This window comes from Bacillus sp. AFS012607 (assembly GCF_002558005.1).
GTDB classification, from domain to species: domain Bacteria; phylum Bacillota; class Bacilli; order Bacillales; family Bacillaceae_G; genus Bacillus_A; species Bacillus_A thuringiensis_S.
In genome coordinates, this window is sequence record NZ_NTVM01000007.1 from 40,833 (window position 1) to 58,127 (window position 17,295).

The window sequence follows — 17,295 nt, forward strand, 5'->3', positions numbered from 1 at the left end:
ATTAAACTACATCTCCTTCTCTAATAACCGCCCTTTTTTGAAATAAGTCCGTAGTGTTGAACGATTGGCCAAAAATACACCAATCAATATAAGACAAGCTCCCATTCCCATTGTAGGATTTAAGGGTTCTCCTAATACGATATAACCTACGATAATTGCTATTAATGGTGATACATATAACCACGTCGATGGAAATACTGGGTTTGTTTTTGATAAGAGCCAGTAATATAATCCGTGTCCACCGATCGATCCGATAAATATGAGATATAAAATAGGCCATTGTACACTCCATGAAGTTAATACAGTTACATTTGGTTGTTCTACAATAATAGATGCGATTAATAGTAAAATCCCTCCATAAAACATTTGAATTCCGTTAATAAGAAATGGTGATACATTTGATAAATCTGAAAGTATTTCTTTCGAACGAATAGAGCCTATTCCGTAAAATAACTCTCCTATAACTAAAACAATACAAGCAATACTCCATATGAAACTTACTTGTTGATGCATTCCTGGTAAAGAAACAAATATAACACCTATTAGTGCAATAACTAAGGCAACGAGTTGTTCCTTTTGTAATTTCTCCCTATTCCTCTTTGCTTGTATTAATAAAATCATCATTGGTCCCGTAGCAGAAAGAACAGCAGCTAATCCCGAAGAAATATATTGTTCTGACCAATATAAACTTGCGAATGTCATAAATGTTAAACAAAATCCAGCATACATAATACGTTTTGAAAATATATGTGGCATAATTTCTTTTCGCTTTAGTTTAAAAATAATCATAAGGATTATGCCCGCTAAAAAGAATCGAATTCCTGCTGAAAACAACGGTGGCGCCCCTGCTTCAATTCCAATTTTTATTGTTAAAAATGTTGTCCCGAAAATAATACATACTAAAATGTAATTAAAAATGACCATTTTTCTTCCTCCTTTTTACTCTTAAAATGAGTATAGAGGGTATGGTGTATAACAGTGTATCAATACATATAACAGTTACTTCAAGTTGTAGTTGATTCCCTATATATTTTTCGCTTTAATTAAATTAAAAAGAAAAATAGGTGAAACTATGAAGATTGTATTGCGTAAAGAATCAAACATACCGTATTACAAGCAAATATATATGCAAATTGTTGAAAGAGTACAAAGTGGTATGCTTTCACATGGTGAATCCCTTCCTTCTTTACGTTGTATGGCCACAGATTTACAAATCAATGTATTAACTGTTCGTAAAGCGTATAAACAGTTAGAAACGAAAGGGTATATACGCATCGAACAAGGAAAAGGTGCTTACATATATAAACGTGTAAAGAAAGATTTCAAACCGATACCGTATAAATGGCAACAATCAAGATCTATTAATGTTATGCGTTCTCAATATGCAATGAATAAGCACCGTAAATATTATGATTTTTCACAAGCAATTCTGTATCCTCGTCTGTTACCAAATCCATTTTTGGCAGACGAAATGCATAAATTGCTAGATAAAAATCCGATGTTGTTAGCAACTTATGGGCCAGTTCAAGGCGATTATGAACTGCGAGTTGAAATAGCAAATTACTTAAATGAACACCAGAAATTAGTGACGGACCCATCTCAATTATTAATTACAAGCGGAGCACAACAAGGAATTGATTTAATTGCTCAAACATTATTAAAACCTGGAGATATCGTATTAGTAGAAAGTCCATGTTACAGTGCTGCGCTTGACGTTTTCATCAATAAAGGTGTTCAAATCATTCCTATTTCTCTTGATAATCATGGAGTTCGCTCCGACTTAATTGATGATATTTGTCAAAGTAAAAATCCTGTTTTATTGTATACAAATCCCACCTTCCAGAACCCGACAGGTACAGTAATGAGTAAAGAACGAAGAATGGAACTTATAGAACTAGCGGAGCTATATCAATTTTTTATCATTGAAGATGATTCTTTCGGAGAAATATATTTTGAAGGTGCTATAGTCCCACCACCAATCAAAAGTTTTGATAAGGATGGCCACGTGATATATATAAAAGGATTTAGTAAAACGTTAGCACCAGGACTCCGTATCGCAGCACTTTTTGCCGATGGTCCTATTTTTGAATGGCTATATGCAGTGAAAGGTTCCATGGATATCGGTAGTCCTTTATTAACACAGAAGGCACTTCTACCTTTCTTACGTGCGGAACGTATGAAAAATCATTTAGAAAAATTACGTACAGCTTTACAAATGAGACGTGATTTAACAATTGATATACTATCGCCATTAAAAGGACTAAACTTTGAGATACCAAATGGCGGTTTTAATTTATGGGTGAAACTGCCTGATTCGATAGATCCCTTTACCTTATTACAAAAAGCAAATGAAGTAGATGTCTCTTTTTTACCAGGAACAGCTTGTCTATTAAACTACGAAACAAATGATAACCAATTAAGAATTAGCTATTCAATGTTAAACGAGAAAGATATGCCAATTGGATTAGAGAAATTACATGATACAATACGAAACAGTATTTGTTAGAAGTAATAACACAATAGCCAACAATAAATAATACCCGAAAATGACAATGTGTAGTATGGGCTATTATTTATTGTTGAGCTTTTTCGTTATTCTTAACAACCGATTTTAAAACTTGTCTTTCTTTCAATTCTTCAACACTGCCATATCGATCAATAACAATTGCTTTCATTTCCTCTCCTCCTTGCTGTTTATTTTAATAACATACAATTATTTCTCAAATTTTTTTGTCTTGAATTACCATATAATTATTTTTGGGGGTAATTATGCAAGAAGCATTATAAAGTGAAACTTTAATCAGCCCTCACCAATTGGGCTCCTACTGCTCGTTAATACTGGATGAATTTCAAAACAAATCTTACACACATCTTAGAATCATCCAAAACTGTTTTATTAATTAAATTCAAAAGAAATGAGGCTAACTATATGAGTGAAAAGATATTTAAAATAAACGGAATTGATATATGTACAGAAAGCTTTGGGAACCCTAAGAACCCTGCTATTTTATTAATTATGGGCGCTACATGTTCCATGGTTTATTGGGACGAAGAGTTTTGTGAGCTGTTGGCTAGTACGGGGAAATTTGTTATTCGCTTTGATAACCGTGATGTTGGACGCTCTGTTGCCTACGAACCTAGAACTTCCAATTATACAGTAACAGATATGGCTGAAGATGCAATTGGAGTACTAGATGCTTATCATATTGATAAAGCTCACCTATTTGGTATGTCATTAGGTGGTATGATTGCTCAAATTGCCGCTATAAAACATCCCGAAAGAATTTTGACGCTAACTTTACTAGCGACTAGTGTAATAGGATCTGATGACAATACTCGCGATTTACCTCCAATGGATGAAAGAATTTTAACACATCATGTAAATGGCACAAGTATAGATTGGACAAATAAAAACGATGTGGCAGAGTATTTAGTTTCAGGATCTCGTCTATTATGTGGATCAGAACGAATATTTGATGAAAATAGAGTTTATACACAAGTAAAACAAGAAATAGAACGCGCAAATAATTTATTAAGTATGTTTAATCATGCTTTACTTCAAGGTGATGATGCATATGAAGGTGTACTTCACTCCATACAAGCACCTACATTGGTTATTCACGGAACAGATGATACAGCACTCCCATTCGAACATGGCCTCGCACTAATTGATGAAATTCCAAACTCAGTACTATTAACTCTTAAAGGGGCAGGCCATGAAAACCATCCAGATGACTGGGAAAACATAATTACTGCTGTTTCTAAACATACATCTGAAATTTAGACAAACAAATAATTAACAAAAGGGGCACAAATTATATTGTGCCCCTTCTATTTACAAACAAAAACCCATCACTGTATTCGTATGTATAGTGATGGGACTTCTTATATTTTTCTATGTTTAAAAAAATGGACAATCTAATTGATCAACAGATTCCCATAATTTTTTTTTTGCATTTTCGGTGGATGTATTTGTTTCTAGTGTCATGTTTTTAAAAGGGTTTACTTCAACTTTTAATAAGGATGAAGGCTCCACATATAATGAGAAAACATGGCTGCTTGGTAAAGCTTTAGAAACGTCAATATCTCCTACTTGTTTAAATAGTTGCTGCGCAGCAAAAAAGAAGAAATTAGTTGGATTTGATTGTTTATTCAGCCACGCAAGCATTTCAGGTGATACCGATTTATGAATATTGATTTTTACTCGATCACCACGTTTATATCGCCTAGATCGCATACTTCCACCAACTAACTTATCGTTAAGTTTGTAAATCCTAACTCTTTTTGCTTATGCTCTCTATATTTTGGCGAACAAGTATAGACTAATAATCCTCGTGCATTGGTAAATAACGGATTATCTACAAAGATTACATTTTTGAGTCGTCCTTTTTGCTTTAAAATCATTTTTAAACTGTTTTTAATAATTACTGCACCACCGCCATAAATAAACACGTATGGATCGTCTTTCATATCATCAATTTTATTTATAATATCTGTTGCAACACGAGCTGCTAAACCTAATAGTGCCGGCTGTGATTCCTCAACTAATAAGGTATTTCTCGGATGCTTATCATTTAAATAAATTTGATTGAATTCTGTAATACTATCAATCGTCTTAGTTGGATACTTTCGGTTCCATCTCGTGATAATTTGTAATAACGTCTCTTTTACACCATAAGATAAACCTTTACTTAGTTGCGGACGGAAATTTACCCCTAATGAAACAACTTCTTCTGTCGTCCCTGCACCAATATCAAAAGAGAGTAGAGTCTTATCTACAAAATCAATTTCAGAAACTTGATTCGGCTCACATTCTATTTTATGTTTCACAACATTTCCTTCTTCATCGTATACAATGCCCCACGTCCCAGATGCGCCCTCAGGCAGGCATTTACAAAACTCAATTGAAACATTAATTGTCACATCGCGTCCGTTCGGATAATGGAAAATAACCTTATGATTTCCCATATAACGTTTTGCATTTTCAGCAGCTATTTCTTGTGTAATAAGCTGCATAGGAAGAGCGACAGATAAATCATAACGAATATTAATATGGCTAGAAGTTGGACTTTGACGCATAGCGCTTACCGCCAAACCTGATAGTATTGTAATAACCATTAACTCATCCGTTGACTTATTCGATTTCTTCTCTACCTCAGTACCTTTTAATTGATCTTGAATGACTTTTTCTCCAACGATGTATCGTACATTATTTAGCATTAACGATGGCGAACTTATAGTCACATCAATGTGGTTTTCTAATTCAGATAATGAAACATCTACCTCATCTAAGAGTCCTGTAGGCTCACCTATATATAAAGAATAAATACTCGGAATAAAAATAGGGTCTTGCCCTTTCACCATTAACTTCAAACCGTTGTTTCCTGCATCTGCACCAGCTTTTAAAAGTATAGACATAACTACCCCCTAAATTAATCTGACATCCCTTCCAAATATATGCGAGCCCATTCTTTTACATTCAAATGTATTGTAATTTTTTATTTATCATAAAACCAAAATATTGCATACTTACATATTTTATGTAAAAAGTATTTGACATGATACTTTTCCAATTTTATACTTATATTTGTAAAGAGTTTTTTACAATCGAGGGGGGCAATTATTTATTGAATACTAAAAAAACTATTTTTATCATCATTGTTTTAGCATTAATTGCAATAATAGTACATGGCACATATAAATACATCACTGAAGGTTCTATTTTGGGTAGTACGATTTTTGCTATTTCGTTAATACTTAGTAATTTAATTAATCACATTACTTGGGGAGATCCCCACGGTGTATCAGAAGAAAGTCAAGATGAAATGGGCCAACAAATTACATATAAAAGCTTTAAAATTGCGTATTTTGTTCTTGTAGTTATAATGTTCCTTTTATTAATCTTCTCCGAAGGATTTTCTATGGGGGCTAATTTAGATGGCGTTAAAAACCTCCCTCTGTTCATCGCAATTTGCTCTTCATTCTTTATTTATCCTATTGTCGAACTCATAGTTGCAAAACAATATAAGTAAAAAGATGAGGTTTTCTACATGTAGAAAACCTCATCTTTTTATATTTACATACTCTCTACAATTGCTTTTAATTTATTCACAGTCCGCCAATTCCTAACTGTAGCTGGTGTATGTAACTTCTGAAACTGGTTCATTAATTTAGAATTTCGAATGCTATTTTTGAAAAACAAATAAGCAACCTTCTCATCTATATAGCAATCTTCAAGTTCACTTTTAAATGTAAGCAATTTACTACTCTCTTCTTCAGAAAGTACATTAGCTAAAAAAGCAACATGAACACTTTCTCCTTCTAACAATGAATGAACTTCATACGGACATTGTTTAATAATATTTATAAATTCATCATGTGTTCTTAGCATGACTGGAACATCGAAATCAAATTCATTTTTCATTTCAGATTGTATTCGGTCCTTTAGAAAGTTTATACCTTCCTCAGATTCGAACACGATATTACCACTTTGTATATATGTTTTCACATGTTTTAATTCTATTGATTCAAACAATCGTTTTAAATCAGCCATTTTGATTACTTTATGTCCACCGACATTGATTCCTCTTAGTAGTGCAACATAAATTGTCATATTATTCCCCCACAATAAAATGAATTTATCAACTGAATTGATTTTCCCACTCATATTTCTCGGATATTTGTTTTAATTCTTCTAACATATCATGAATAGATAATACCTCAAATAAAATAATAGATTCACTTGAAAAATGGTGATGATAATGATCTGGTTTATAATCTTTTAAATCATTTTTATAACTCCAAAATTGCTTGTCTAATTCAGCAATAAGTTTAAAATGTTCCTCATCAATTTCATTACAACGGTTTCTCAATATAGCAATTATAGAATAAGTTGTTTGTTGTAATATTTCCCTTTCACTTTGTGACCAGTCACAGGTCTCAATTGACACTCGAGCTAAATTATCTATATGGTAAATGATTTGCTGTAATAAATGCAATTGCTTTTGTACAAGTAAAAAGCTTCTCATTTCCTTCTTTGTATGGTGATGATATTTCCAATCTTTCTGCTCATATTGAACAAATTGTATCGCCTTATGCAATAATAAAGTCAATTTAGATAGATCCTGAGCTGTCTCCTTTTTCATACCTTTTCCTGCAAGTAATGCAGTAATCCATTCTTCCATAATATTTGCTGTTTTAGCAAATAGATCCTCTGTACATCCAAAAATCGTTTTCGTGTAGTGTGGTGGGAAAATGAAAAAATTCACTAAAGTAGATACTATAATACCAGTAGATGTAGTAGCTAAACGAATTAAAAATGCAGTAAAATAATGATCTGCCGTAATTGGAATCATAGCTACAGCAGTTAAAGTCGCGACTAATGTTCCCGCATGTAACCTTAGTTTTTGACATGTAACAATCGTAAACATCGCAGCTAATGCATAAGAAATTGCTTGATGGCCTAGGAAAAATGTGAAAGTCATGGCATATGCCGATCCAATTGTTGAGGCCGGAAAGCGAATAAACCCTTTTTTTATTGAGTCTGTTGCAGTTGGTTCAATTGTAACAATTGCTGTTATTACAGCAAAAATAGTTGGGATGTTAAAAAATTTACAAACTAACACTGTAAGAAAAACTGCAATCCCAGTTTTAATCACTCTTCCCCCAACAATATTCCATTGTCTATCTTGATTCATTTTTTATATCCTTCATTTCTGTTTCATTTTATATACATATATTATATATTGTTAAAATAAAAAAACCTACTACATGAATATTCAAGAGTAAGTTTTCTATCTCATTATTTCATTATAGGTAAATGCATTATTATTTGTTGGCCAATTGGTCCCATTCTTCTAAAACCTTTATCTTGGAAGCCGACTTTTGCATATAAATTTTGTGCAGGAATATTTCTTTCATTCACAGCAAGTACAACTTCATTTTTTATTGGAAAATAACGTTTTACAAACTCTTCTAATAATAACAATGACTTTTTAGCGTATCCCTTTCTTTGTCTATTGTGATTAATAGAAAATGATGTTAAAAGTAAAGCATCCTCATTATCCGTGAACTCCTTTACTCTATCTCCCGTTTGCAATGCGAAAAGACCAACCGGTACCCCATTGTAATCTAAAATAACAATCACATTTTTTGTACGATCACTTTTTGCTTTCTCCAGTAATGCGCTTGGATCTGATGTAAACTGAACTTGTTCACTTGGTAAAGTAAATGTTTGTATAACTTCTTTATATTTCTCCTTATACGGAACTAATTGAATTTCCCCTGTGTGTATGTTCATGCTAAACTCTCCCATTTTTTGCTTATTAACTTATACCTTGCTGTACTTTTGAATGCACTCTTCCATCTAAAAAGGTAATTTCAACAAATGAATTTGGATCGTTTCCTTTCCAAGCAAAAATTTGTTTAATTTGTGTAGAATGCTCTACCCCTTCTTCTATAAGTAAATCCCCTTCACAACCAATTAAATCTTTTACTTCTGTATAAGTCATTCCTTCATTTATGTTCGAGAAATGGTTTATATTGATAGACGCTTTCTGTTGCCTTTCCATCACAGTAGAAGAAGTTGCTGTTTGATTTTTCACTTCTTTTCTTTGTTCACACGCTGTCATACTGAAACCTAAGCAAAAACTAAACAATATACATGCGCTTTTTTTCATCATAACAGTTGTCCCTCCCATCATAATTAAACCATATATTCCCTTAAAAATAAACTGAATATTTAATATTATATTCAAAAACCTCGTACAATTAAGTACGAGGCTAATTTCATTTATTCAAATGATTATTTGATTGATCATCCTGTTCTTTTCTTAGCTCTTGTTTTTCATCTTTTGGTAATTGTTTATCATTATCTTTAATTGGATTCGTTTCTCTATTTTCAATCATATCATTTGGAACTTGTGGCATTACTCGGCCCACAATAGCCGCTAATTCATCTAGTATACCTTCACCTGTTTTTCCTTTTTTAATTTGCTTTCCAATTTGTTTGAGGCGTTCATACGTATCAACATCTGCTACAACGACTGCATTAGCACCGTCAGGATCATTTTTTAAACTTTCTGCAACAGAGTATTTAATTGATTCAACTCGAGTTCGATCAAGTTTTGCTTTTACGTCTATACCTACAATTGCATATTTGCCGACTACTACGGCTGTCGCATCATTCACACCTGGCACACTTGCAGCTAAAGATGCTAAATGATCTGCTGCTTTTTCATTTGGCTTATTTGATTTATTCGTATAATTAACATTTTTCATTGAGACATTTTTTTGTTCCGGCTTTTCGTTTGGATTGTCTTTTTTTCCAATACTGCATCCAGTTATAACGAAGCAAAGCATCAATATATATATTAGAGTTTTCATTATTTTCACCACTTCACTATTAAGGTTTAATCATAAATTTTTTCAACAGCTTGCATTTTCTTTACCTTTTCTTCGGCCCCACTATTAGCATTAATGAATATTTGGTACGTATCTTTTCCTAAAGTACCTACAAATTCATAGCAAAGTACTTCATTATGCAAATCATTGACTACTACAGCTTTACGTTCTTCCATTACTTTCACATCCGGATTGATTTTCTTTCTTGCTTCTGCTACAGTTAACTTTGCCGATGGAACTGTTCGTTTTTGATGCGACGCTAAATATTCTTTTGCGGAGAACCCTACGATAGAACCGTCATCTAAAGCAATTTTCATTTGGATTGCTTCTGGATAAATTCGTACTCCATTTTCATTTACTACATACGTAAACACACCAACATTATCATATTGAGAGCTATCATAAAGCTCCATATTATTAAACTTATGGTCCTTTAAAAATTTCAAACCTTTACTACCTGCATCGTTTAAACTAACTTTCTGTTCTTTAATTTCGCGGTTATTCATAACCCAAATTGGATATCCTCCTTTTCCCGTAATATCCATATAGAACTCATTGTTCGTTGCTTCATCTTTAATTTTCACACTATAGAAGGATTCTTTCGCACCTTTTCCGCTTTTCTCAACATCTACTTTTTCATTTCCTTTTAAATTCAAAAACGATTTTGCAATTTTCGCCGCTTCATCTTTAGAAATTGCCTTTCCTTGCGCTTCAAATCCGCCTTTTTTATTTTTTTGCGCACTTGTAAAGGTCGGTCCGAAGTTTGTAGAAGAATATGATGTTACGTTTTTCTCTACAGTTTTCAATCCATCAATAATTGTGTTATCTGCTGGATCGCGATTTGATGCAAGTGCCATTTCTACATCCATCCAGCGTAAATTATTTTTCAAAACAAGATGTTGTACTTTTCTTAGTTCATCTTGTATATTTCCTGCATTTGAATATAAAGTTTGCAACGTTTTATATTCTTGCTCATTTAAAGGCTCTTTTTCTAAATCACGAATGGCTGCACGGTAACTAAAATCACCGATATTCGCTAAAAATTCTTCCGTTTTATTAAATGGCATTAATGTTAAAGGAAGTTGCCCTACATCTGAGCGAGCTTCAGATGTTAAACGCCATACATCCGCTAATGCAGGTGATAAAGATGATCGTGAATTCATCGCAAGTGTTGTGCCAATTTTATCGTGTAATAAATCGACTTCGTATGCTAAATCATGGAATGCACGTTGATAGCTATTTTCCGCTCTAATTAAAACCGCATTTTTCTCTTGGTGCTCTTTATAGCCCCAGTATCCTGTTCCTACTACACCGACTGTTAATAATACAATGATAATACCTCGTAACATTGTCCCACCTCCGCTCTATTTACAGAAAATATGTTTACCGATTTTTTTAATTTGTGGACGAGTCCAAATCCATTTACTAGTCGCAGTATCTGGATTGAAATAATATAAAGCATTTCCTGTTGGATCCCATCCATTAATCGCATCTAATACAGCTTTTTTCGCTGTTTCATTTGGCGTTAAATATATTTGCCCATCCGCAACTGCCGTAAAGGCTCTTGGCTCAAATATTACTCCTGAAACGGTATTTGGAAATGATGCACTTGTAACACGATTTAAAATAACAGCAGCTACTGCAACTTGTCCTAAATACGGTTCACCACGTGATTCCCCGTATACTGCGTTTGCCATGAGTTGAATGTCATTTTGCGAATAACCATTCGGAACATTTGTCCCTTTATTTTGAGATGGTTTATTTTTTTGTGCAGTACTACCACTATTTCCTTTATTGGCAGTGGACTTGTCATACTTCGTTGCCTTCACGAGCATTTGCTTCGTTTTAGCTCCAGCTAAACCATCAACGGGTAATCCGAATTTCTCTTGAAAATTCCGAAGTGCCCAATATGTACCCCATCCGAAAACACCATCCACTTTTCCCGTATAAAATCCGTTATATTTCAAACGAGATTGCAGTTCAATGACATCTTCGCCAGATGCTCCTCTTTGAATGACTTGATTAGAAAAAGCTTCTACATTCTTTAGTTGTATACTACTGACCATTAAAGACAGTCCTATGAACGCAAGTAAAACTGCTATTTTAAAAATAGCTTTTTGGCGCATACTTTTCCCTCCTTAATTACAGAAATGATTTCTTGGTTATGTTTTGTAAAAGCCTCGCTTTTATGTAAAGAAGACAAAAAAATCCAAACTAATATCGTTGAAAAAATATGTAAACAATATAAAAAAAGGATAAAAGGAGTTCATCATGAAGAAATCGTTAAAACGTGTCGCACTCGTCATTCTGTTCCTAACAACATGTTCAAATATATATACAGGCTCATCAATTGTTCATGCGCAGCCGCCGTATGCCAAATGGGGTAAACTTGCCGTAGAAAAGACGAAAGAACAATACCCAAAAGCAGAAATTATTGATTATCTACATATAGGTAGAAAACCCAAAACAGTTCAAATAACTGTTGAAAAATTTAAATTGTGGTTACGTGAAGATGGAAAAGAATATGGTGTTTTTGTTGATGTAGAATTTGAAACGAAGACGGAGAAATTTATAAAGTTGTCGTTTCAGAAGACGAGTAGATAAAGTGAACCCCCACTGTTAAAAACAGAAACAGTGGGGGTTCTTGCATTTCTAAAATTCTTTCCTAAAATTTCGATTCCCTAAAAATCTTACCAATATACAAATAGCGCCAATTACAACAGCTATCCCTATACTATATAAAAGGACTCTACCATATCCTCCTATTCTCGGATCTAAAAAAGGATATGGATACCAATTTACGATTGGACCACGTAATAAGCTATATACAACGTAAAAAAACGGGAATAAGAGCCAACTTGCAGCTTTTTTCCAGGTGATTTTCTTATTTGGTGGATTTAAAATCCAATCTAAAAGCATGGTAATTGGCATGATATAATGCAGCACCGTATTTACCCATGGTATTGCAGTTTGAAGTGATTCTTCTAATCCTCTTAATAGTAAAAAATAAATTAGTCCTGTCGTAAGTATATATACCGTTGCCGCACCACGAAGTATACCAAACTGCTCTGATCGACCAAATGTAGCTGTTCCGATACTGCTTAAAAGGAGAATACATGCAACTAAAATGTTACTTTCGATCGTAAAGAAACTAAAAAAGTTAACTGGATTGAACGGTTTCACTTGTGCCCTGATTATGAATTGCGTAATAATGGCGCTACATGCTAGAAGACTTAAACATAATCTAAATAAAGATAAAGTTTTTTCACCCCTCATACATTCCCTCCTTTTCTTATAAATAATTAGAATTTCCCTGTACATGCTCAATAAATAATTTTAATGGAACGAGCCCACGCTTTGGCATATGACTACTTATAATAGCTACTACTTCTAACTGAGGAATGATAACGATGTATTGTCCGCCATATCCCATAGCGAAATATATACAATACGGTATGTGAAATCTTTCGTTATGTAATACCCACCAGTGATATCCATATGCACCGACATGTTCATATGTTTCAAATTGCGCCCTGCTTGACTCTTCTAACCATTGTGCTGATACAATTTCTTTCCCATTCCAATATCCATTTTGTAAACATAATTTTCCTAATTTTAATAAATCTGTAGATTTCATTTTCATACCGAAGCCGCCAACATATATACCCTGCGGATCTTGTTGCCATTCGTATTCGTTAATTTCTAATGGATCAAATAAATATTTCTTTGCAAACCGCTCTGTCGACATTCCAGTAGCTTCTTGAATAATATAGCTCAGTAAATGAGAAGAACCTGAATTATAATTCATTTTTGTAGCAGGTTTTTCAATTATTGGCTTTTCTAATATGTACTGTACCCAGTTCTCTGATTCTACAAAGTCATTTGGGAATACTACTCCATTCCCAAACTCTTTCCAATCCTCACCAGTAGTCATTGTTAATAAGTGATAAAGCGTCAAATCATGTTTTTCCCCAGGTACATTTTCAATCCACTCTGTAATCGGTGTATGTATATCATTTATATAGCCCTTATCAATTGCAATACCAATTAATAAAGATACGATACTTTTTGTAATCGAATTTATTTTATATAAGTTATTTGCACATTCAGGTGTTTTATAATACTCAGTTGTTAATTCCCCTTTTTGATAAACAAGAAATGTATTCACTTTTTTCTTTTCGAATTTATTTTCTAGTTGCTTGAAATCCAAAAACTTTACCTCCATTTAAATAGTTACTCCATTTATTATATCTTGTTACTTCATTTTAAACATAATTGTGCTCAAATAAAAATAAACCTGTCAGCCATAATGAACTGACAGGTTTATTTTTATAATTTCGTACGAACATTCCAAAGCTCTGGGAAGAATCTTTGATCAAGTACTCGTTTTAAATAAGAAACACCGGAGGATCCACCTGTTCCCATTTTATGTCCAATAATTCTTTCTACTGTTTTCATATGACGGAAACGCCATTGTTGTAGCCAGTCTTCAATATCAATCAATTTTTCAGCAAGCTGATATAAATTCCAATATTTTTTCACATCCACATACACTTCTAACCACGCCGCTTCTACTGTTGCATCTTCTTCATAAGGCTGCGTAATATCACGGTTTAACACATCTTTATGAATAGGGAATCCTTCTTTTACTAATGCTTGAATCGCGACATCATATAGACTTGGTGCATGTAGCGCTTTATGAAGTCGTGCATGTAATTCTGGATCCTTTTCATAAATTTTTAATGCGTGCGGCGTTTTATAGCCAAGTGCATACTCAATCATACGATATTGATACGATTGAAAACCTGAAGCTTGACCGAGTGAATCACGAAACTCAATATATTCTGATGGTGTTAATGTCGCAAGAATATCCCAAGATTGAATAATTTGAGACTGAATTTTTGATACACGTGCTAACATTTTAAAAGCTGGTTGTAATTTATCTTGTTTAATAGATTCAATCGCCGCATTTAGCTCATGTAAAATGAGCTTCATCCAAAGCTCACTTGCTTGGTGGATAACGATAAATAACATTTCATCATGATGGTCCGATAATCTTTTTTGAGAAGATAGTAAACTATCTAATTGTAAATACTCCCCATACGTCATATTCTCTTTAAAATCCGTATGAATCCCTTTTTCCATAATTACTTTTTCATTTTTTTTCATATTAGCCAAACGCCCCTTTTATATAATTCTACTTATATTGGTCTAATAACGGCTCGAACTGGACTTCCATCTGCATCAGTTAATGCAAGTGGTAATGCAATAAGTTCATAATCACCGTCTGCTACATGATCTAATACGACATTTTCTAAAATATGAATTCCATGTTTAAATAATTGATGATGCGCTGCTAATTCTTTATCATCTAACGGATCAACTGATGGTACATCTACTCCGATTAAACGAATACCTTTCTCTGATAGAAAAGGTGCTATGTCTGCACGTAAATGAGGGATCACATCTGGAAATTCTTCAGTTTTTCCATGTGAAGATGTACGTAATAATAATCGTTCTACACCTTCTAAATGAAAGTTTTCTAATTCCTTTTTCCCGATGCTTTCAAGATTAGAAACGTCAATAATTCGTGCTGGGCCAACATAAACTTGAACATCTAAATCCAATACTTTCTTTCCATCATTATCAAAATGAAATGGTGCATCAATATGAGTGCCTGTATGAATACTCATCGTTAACTTTCCGACATTTACCGAGCCGCTTTCTTCTTTTGACCATGAAACTTCATACGAGAACGGTGTGTCTCCTGGCCACGTTGCAATATTATTATTTAGCGGTTGTGAAATATCAATCCACTCTGATGTTTTCATACTTATGCCACAACCTCTCGCTTATTTTCAAACTGCTTATACTTTTCTTCTTTCATAATTCCCTTTAATATTTGTACAGATTTCCACACTTCTTCGTATGTGTTATATAAAGCGACCGGCGCAAGTCTCACTCCATTTGGCGCTCTAAAATCTGGAATTACTCCATTTGCCTTTAGCGCTTTACATATACGTGCTGCTTCTGCATGCTCTAAATAAATGTGCCCGCCTCGACTTTCATCCTCTAACGGATTTCCAATTGTAAATCCGAAATCTTTTAATTCATGATCAATTAAATTCAGCATGTATCTCGTAATATGTAAAGATTTCTCACGTAAACGTTCAATACCAGCATCTTTGAAAATTTCAAGAGAACCAATTAATGGTGCTATACTTAATACGTGAGGTGTACCAATTTGATAAGCACCTGCATAATCAGCGGCTGTTAATGTATGCTCCATATCAAACTGCTTATCTTTTTTAGAACTAAACCATCCAGACAATCCTGGCAGTCTATTAAAATGTTTATTATTTACATAAAGTCCTGCAACACCACCCGGTCCTGCATTTAAATATTTATAATTGCACCAAACAGCAAAATCAACATCCCAATCTTTGAAATGATGCGGAATAGATCCTATTGAATGACATAAATCAAATCCGATATGAATGTCTCGTTTATGTGCTTCCGTTGTTAAACGTTTCATATCAAGAATTTGACCACTTCTATATAAAACAGAAGGTAATAAAATTAAAGCGATATCATCTTCCATCGCATGAATAATATCTTCTTCAGAAAGTGTTCTACCATCTCGGCTTTTCACTCTTACTAGATGCTCATCTGGGTCTAATCCTTTTAAACGTATTTGACTTTGAAGTGCATAAATATCTGACGGGAAAGTTAATTCATCCGCAAGTATTTTTGTACGTATTCCTTTCGGTTCATAAAACGTCGCAATAACTTGGTGTATATTTGTAGTCGTAGAACCGGTTACAATAGTTTCCTCCGGTAAAGCTCCAATAAGAGGGGCTGTAAGTTTACCTAATTTCTCTGAAAGGAAGAACCACGGGTGTTCACCTTCTGTCCAGCCGTCAATGCCATACTCTTTCCACGAATCTAGCAACGTAAGTAATGATTTCTCTGCTCTTTTTGAAAGTAGCCCTAATGAGTTTCCATCTAAATATATAGTACCTTCTTTTTTATAGAATTCAGTTTGAAAATCTTTCAGTTCATCATGTTTATCACATTCAAGCGCATATTCATAATTCGGTTGAAATGGTTCTTTATACATGGTGTCACCTTCTTTTAATTTTCTTTTTATTCTAACTAATTGAAATATATCACCTCAATTGATACGACGTCAATGATATTATGTCAGTTGACTTTATATATGAATTTCTTTTACAATACACTTATATTTTCAGATATTTCAGTATAAAGAGGTGATTCTTTGAAAAACTCTACCCTTTCATCAAGAAAACACCGCTCCTTAGAAACGAAGAAGAAACTACTACACTCTGGTTACACTATTTTTATACGTAACGGATTTCAAAAAACGACAATTACACAAATTATTAAACATGCAGAAACCGGTTACGGAACAGCATATGTATACTTCAAAAACAAAGACGATCTCCTAATTAGTTTAATGGAAGATGTTATGAATCAATTTCATAATATTGCCAAGCGCTCCTTTTTGCCTCAAACGAAGGAAGAAGCTCATAAAATGATTCGAAATCAAGTTAGAGCATTTCTACAACTAGCAAAGAAAGAACGAGCTATTTTACAAGTTGTAGAAGAAGCAATCGGATTATCAAAAGAGATACGTAAAAAATGGGACGAGATACGGGAACGCTTCATAAACAATATTACGCAGGATATTACATACTCTCAAGAAAGTGGATTAGCACAGCCTGAATTAAATAAAGAAATTGTAGCACGTGCTTGGTTCGCAATGAATGAGATGTTTCTTTGGGCGATTGTGAAAAATGATAAAAAATTAGAGTTAGAAGAGATAGTACATACATTGACGGAAATGTATACGACGGGGTTATATAAATAGCA

20 protein-coding genes are annotated in these 17,295 nt (G+C 33.6%); 5 read left to right on the plus strand and 15 right to left on the minus strand.

Features of this window, described 5'->3' with window-relative positions; translation table 11 throughout:
* Nucleotides 1-6: 6 nt before the first annotated feature.
* The gene (locus tag CN409_RS07775) at nucleotides 7-924 is read right to left on the minus strand and encodes a DMT family transporter (RefSeq protein ID WP_000234339.1); all 918 of its coding nucleotides are present in this window, start codon (nucleotides 922-924) and stop codon (nucleotides 7-9) included.
* 148 nt (nucleotides 925-1,072) lie between these two features.
* On the opposite strand from CN409_RS07775, the gene pdxR reads away from it, so the two are divergent.
* Both pdxR and mleBCA read left to right on the plus strand, forming a co-directional pair.
* The gene (pdxR, locus tag CN409_RS07780) at nucleotides 1,073-2,506 is read left to right on the plus strand and encodes a MocR-like pyridoxine biosynthesis transcription factor PdxR (protein ID WP_086390566.1); all 1,434 of its coding nucleotides are present in this window, start codon (nucleotides 1,073-1,075) and stop codon (nucleotides 2,504-2,506) included.
* A 423-nt stretch (nucleotides 2,507-2,929) separates the two neighbouring features.
* Nucleotides 2,930-3,784 carry a BCA family alpha/beta fold macrolide esterase gene (gene mleBCA, locus CN409_RS07785; RefSeq protein WP_001290768.1) on the plus strand — a complete coding sequence of 285 codons (855 nt, stop codon included), beginning with the start codon at nucleotides 2,930-2,932 and terminating at the stop codon, nucleotides 3,782-3,784.
* Nucleotides 3,785-3,901: 117 nt separating this feature from the next.
* Here mleBCA and CN409_RS07790 read toward each other — a convergent pair whose 3' ends face one another.
* Together CN409_RS07790 and CN409_RS07795 are read right to left on the minus strand one after the other, a co-directional pair.
* Nucleotides 3,902-4,237 carry a hypothetical protein gene (locus tag CN409_RS07790; protein WP_001257762.1) on the minus strand — a complete coding sequence of 112 codons (336 nt, stop codon included), beginning with the start codon at nucleotides 4,235-4,237 and terminating at the stop codon, nucleotides 3,902-3,904.
* 11 nt (nucleotides 4,238-4,248) lie between these two features.
* The gene (locus CN409_RS07795) at nucleotides 4,249-5,418 is read right to left on the minus strand and encodes a ParM/StbA family protein (RefSeq protein WP_000025620.1); all 1,170 of its coding nucleotides are present in this window, start codon (nucleotides 5,416-5,418) and stop codon (nucleotides 4,249-4,251) included.
* 209 nt (nucleotides 5,419-5,627) lie between these two features.
* Between CN409_RS07795 and CN409_RS07800 the strand changes: the two genes are divergently transcribed.
* Complete coding sequence (locus tag CN409_RS07800) at nucleotides 5,628-6,032, plus strand: hypothetical protein (RefSeq protein WP_001093136.1); 405 nt, start codon at nucleotides 5,628-5,630, stop codon at nucleotides 6,030-6,032.
* A 44-nt stretch (nucleotides 6,033-6,076) separates the two neighbouring features.
* On the opposite strand, the gene CN409_RS07805 is transcribed toward CN409_RS07800, so the two are convergent.
* From CN409_RS07805 to sleB, 7 genes are all read right to left on the minus strand, one after another.
* The gene (locus CN409_RS07805) at nucleotides 6,077-6,613 is read right to left on the minus strand and encodes a DUF1697 domain-containing protein (protein ID WP_000158573.1); all 537 of its coding nucleotides are present in this window, start codon (nucleotides 6,611-6,613) and stop codon (nucleotides 6,077-6,079) included.
* A gap of 28 nt (nucleotides 6,614-6,641) precedes the next feature.
* Nucleotides 6,642-7,697 (minus strand): aromatic acid exporter family protein, encoded by a 1,056-nt coding sequence (locus tag CN409_RS07810; RefSeq protein ID WP_001070855.1) that lies wholly within the window; start codon nucleotides 7,695-7,697, stop codon nucleotides 6,642-6,644.
* Nucleotides 7,698-7,801: 104 nt separating this feature from the next.
* Complete coding sequence (locus tag CN409_RS07815) at nucleotides 7,802-8,314, minus strand: GNAT family N-acetyltransferase (protein WP_003278429.1); 513 nt, start codon at nucleotides 8,312-8,314, stop codon at nucleotides 7,802-7,804.
* A gap of 10 nt (nucleotides 8,315-8,324) precedes the next feature.
* The gene (locus CN409_RS07820) at nucleotides 8,325-8,681 is read right to left on the minus strand and encodes a hypothetical protein (protein WP_000976437.1); all 357 of its coding nucleotides are present in this window, start codon (nucleotides 8,679-8,681) and stop codon (nucleotides 8,325-8,327) included.
* Between the two features lie 106 nt (nucleotides 8,682-8,787).
* Nucleotides 8,788-9,384: a YhcN/YlaJ family sporulation lipoprotein gene (locus CN409_RS07825; protein ID WP_000854056.1), complete on the minus strand. Its 597-nt coding sequence runs from the start codon at nucleotides 9,382-9,384 to the stop codon at nucleotides 8,788-8,790.
* A gap of 26 nt (nucleotides 9,385-9,410) precedes the next feature.
* The gene (gene ypeB, locus CN409_RS07830; protein WP_000943737.1) at nucleotides 9,411-10,751 is read right to left on the minus strand and encodes a germination protein YpeB; all 1,341 of its coding nucleotides are present in this window, start codon (nucleotides 10,749-10,751) and stop codon (nucleotides 9,411-9,413) included.
* A 15-nt stretch (nucleotides 10,752-10,766) separates the two neighbouring features.
* Nucleotides 10,767-11,528: a spore cortex-lytic enzyme gene (gene sleB / locus CN409_RS07835; RefSeq protein ID WP_001249046.1), complete on the minus strand. Its 762-nt coding sequence runs from the start codon at nucleotides 11,526-11,528 to the stop codon at nucleotides 10,767-10,769.
* Between the two features lie 145 nt (nucleotides 11,529-11,673).
* Here sleB and CN409_RS07840 point away from each other — a divergent pair, with 145 nt between their 5' ends.
* Nucleotides 11,674-12,006 carry a DUF3889 domain-containing protein gene (locus CN409_RS07840; protein WP_000749154.1) on the plus strand — a complete coding sequence of 111 codons (333 nt, stop codon included), beginning with the start codon at nucleotides 11,674-11,676 and terminating at the stop codon, nucleotides 12,004-12,006.
* Between the two features lie 48 nt (nucleotides 12,007-12,054).
* Here CN409_RS07840 and CN409_RS07845 read toward each other — a convergent pair whose 3' ends face one another.
* From CN409_RS07845 to kynU, 5 genes are all read right to left on the minus strand, one after another.
* Nucleotides 12,055-12,678 carry a Pr6Pr family membrane protein gene (locus CN409_RS07845; protein WP_001213866.1) on the minus strand — a complete coding sequence of 208 codons (624 nt, stop codon included), beginning with the start codon at nucleotides 12,676-12,678 and terminating at the stop codon, nucleotides 12,055-12,057.
* Between the two features lie 16 nt (nucleotides 12,679-12,694).
* Nucleotides 12,695-13,612: a serine hydrolase domain-containing protein gene (locus CN409_RS07850; RefSeq protein ID WP_000346246.1), complete on the minus strand. Its 918-nt coding sequence runs from the start codon at nucleotides 13,610-13,612 to the stop codon at nucleotides 12,695-12,697.
* A 119-nt stretch (nucleotides 13,613-13,731) separates the two neighbouring features.
* Nucleotides 13,732-14,571, minus strand: coding sequence for a tryptophan 2,3-dioxygenase (kynA, locus tag CN409_RS07855; RefSeq protein ID WP_097981609.1), 840 nt, complete (start codon nucleotides 14,569-14,571; stop codon nucleotides 13,732-13,734).
* A 32-nt stretch (nucleotides 14,572-14,603) separates the two neighbouring features.
* Nucleotides 14,604-15,233 carry an arylformamidase gene (kynB, locus tag CN409_RS07860; protein ID WP_086390569.1) on the minus strand — a complete coding sequence of 210 codons (630 nt, stop codon included), beginning with the start codon at nucleotides 15,231-15,233 and terminating at the stop codon, nucleotides 14,604-14,606.
* A gap of 2 nt (nucleotides 15,234-15,235) precedes the next feature.
* Nucleotides 15,236-16,522, minus strand: coding sequence for a kynureninase (kynU, locus tag CN409_RS07865; protein ID WP_097981611.1), 1,287 nt, complete (start codon nucleotides 16,520-16,522; stop codon nucleotides 15,236-15,238).
* A gap of 159 nt (nucleotides 16,523-16,681) precedes the next feature.
* Between kynU and CN409_RS07870 the strand changes: the two genes are divergently transcribed.
* Nucleotides 16,682-17,293 carry a TetR/AcrR family transcriptional regulator gene (locus CN409_RS07870; protein ID WP_000798548.1) on the plus strand — a complete coding sequence of 204 codons (612 nt, stop codon included), beginning with the start codon at nucleotides 16,682-16,684 and terminating at the stop codon, nucleotides 17,291-17,293.
* Nucleotides 17,294-17,295 lie beyond the last annotated feature (2 nt).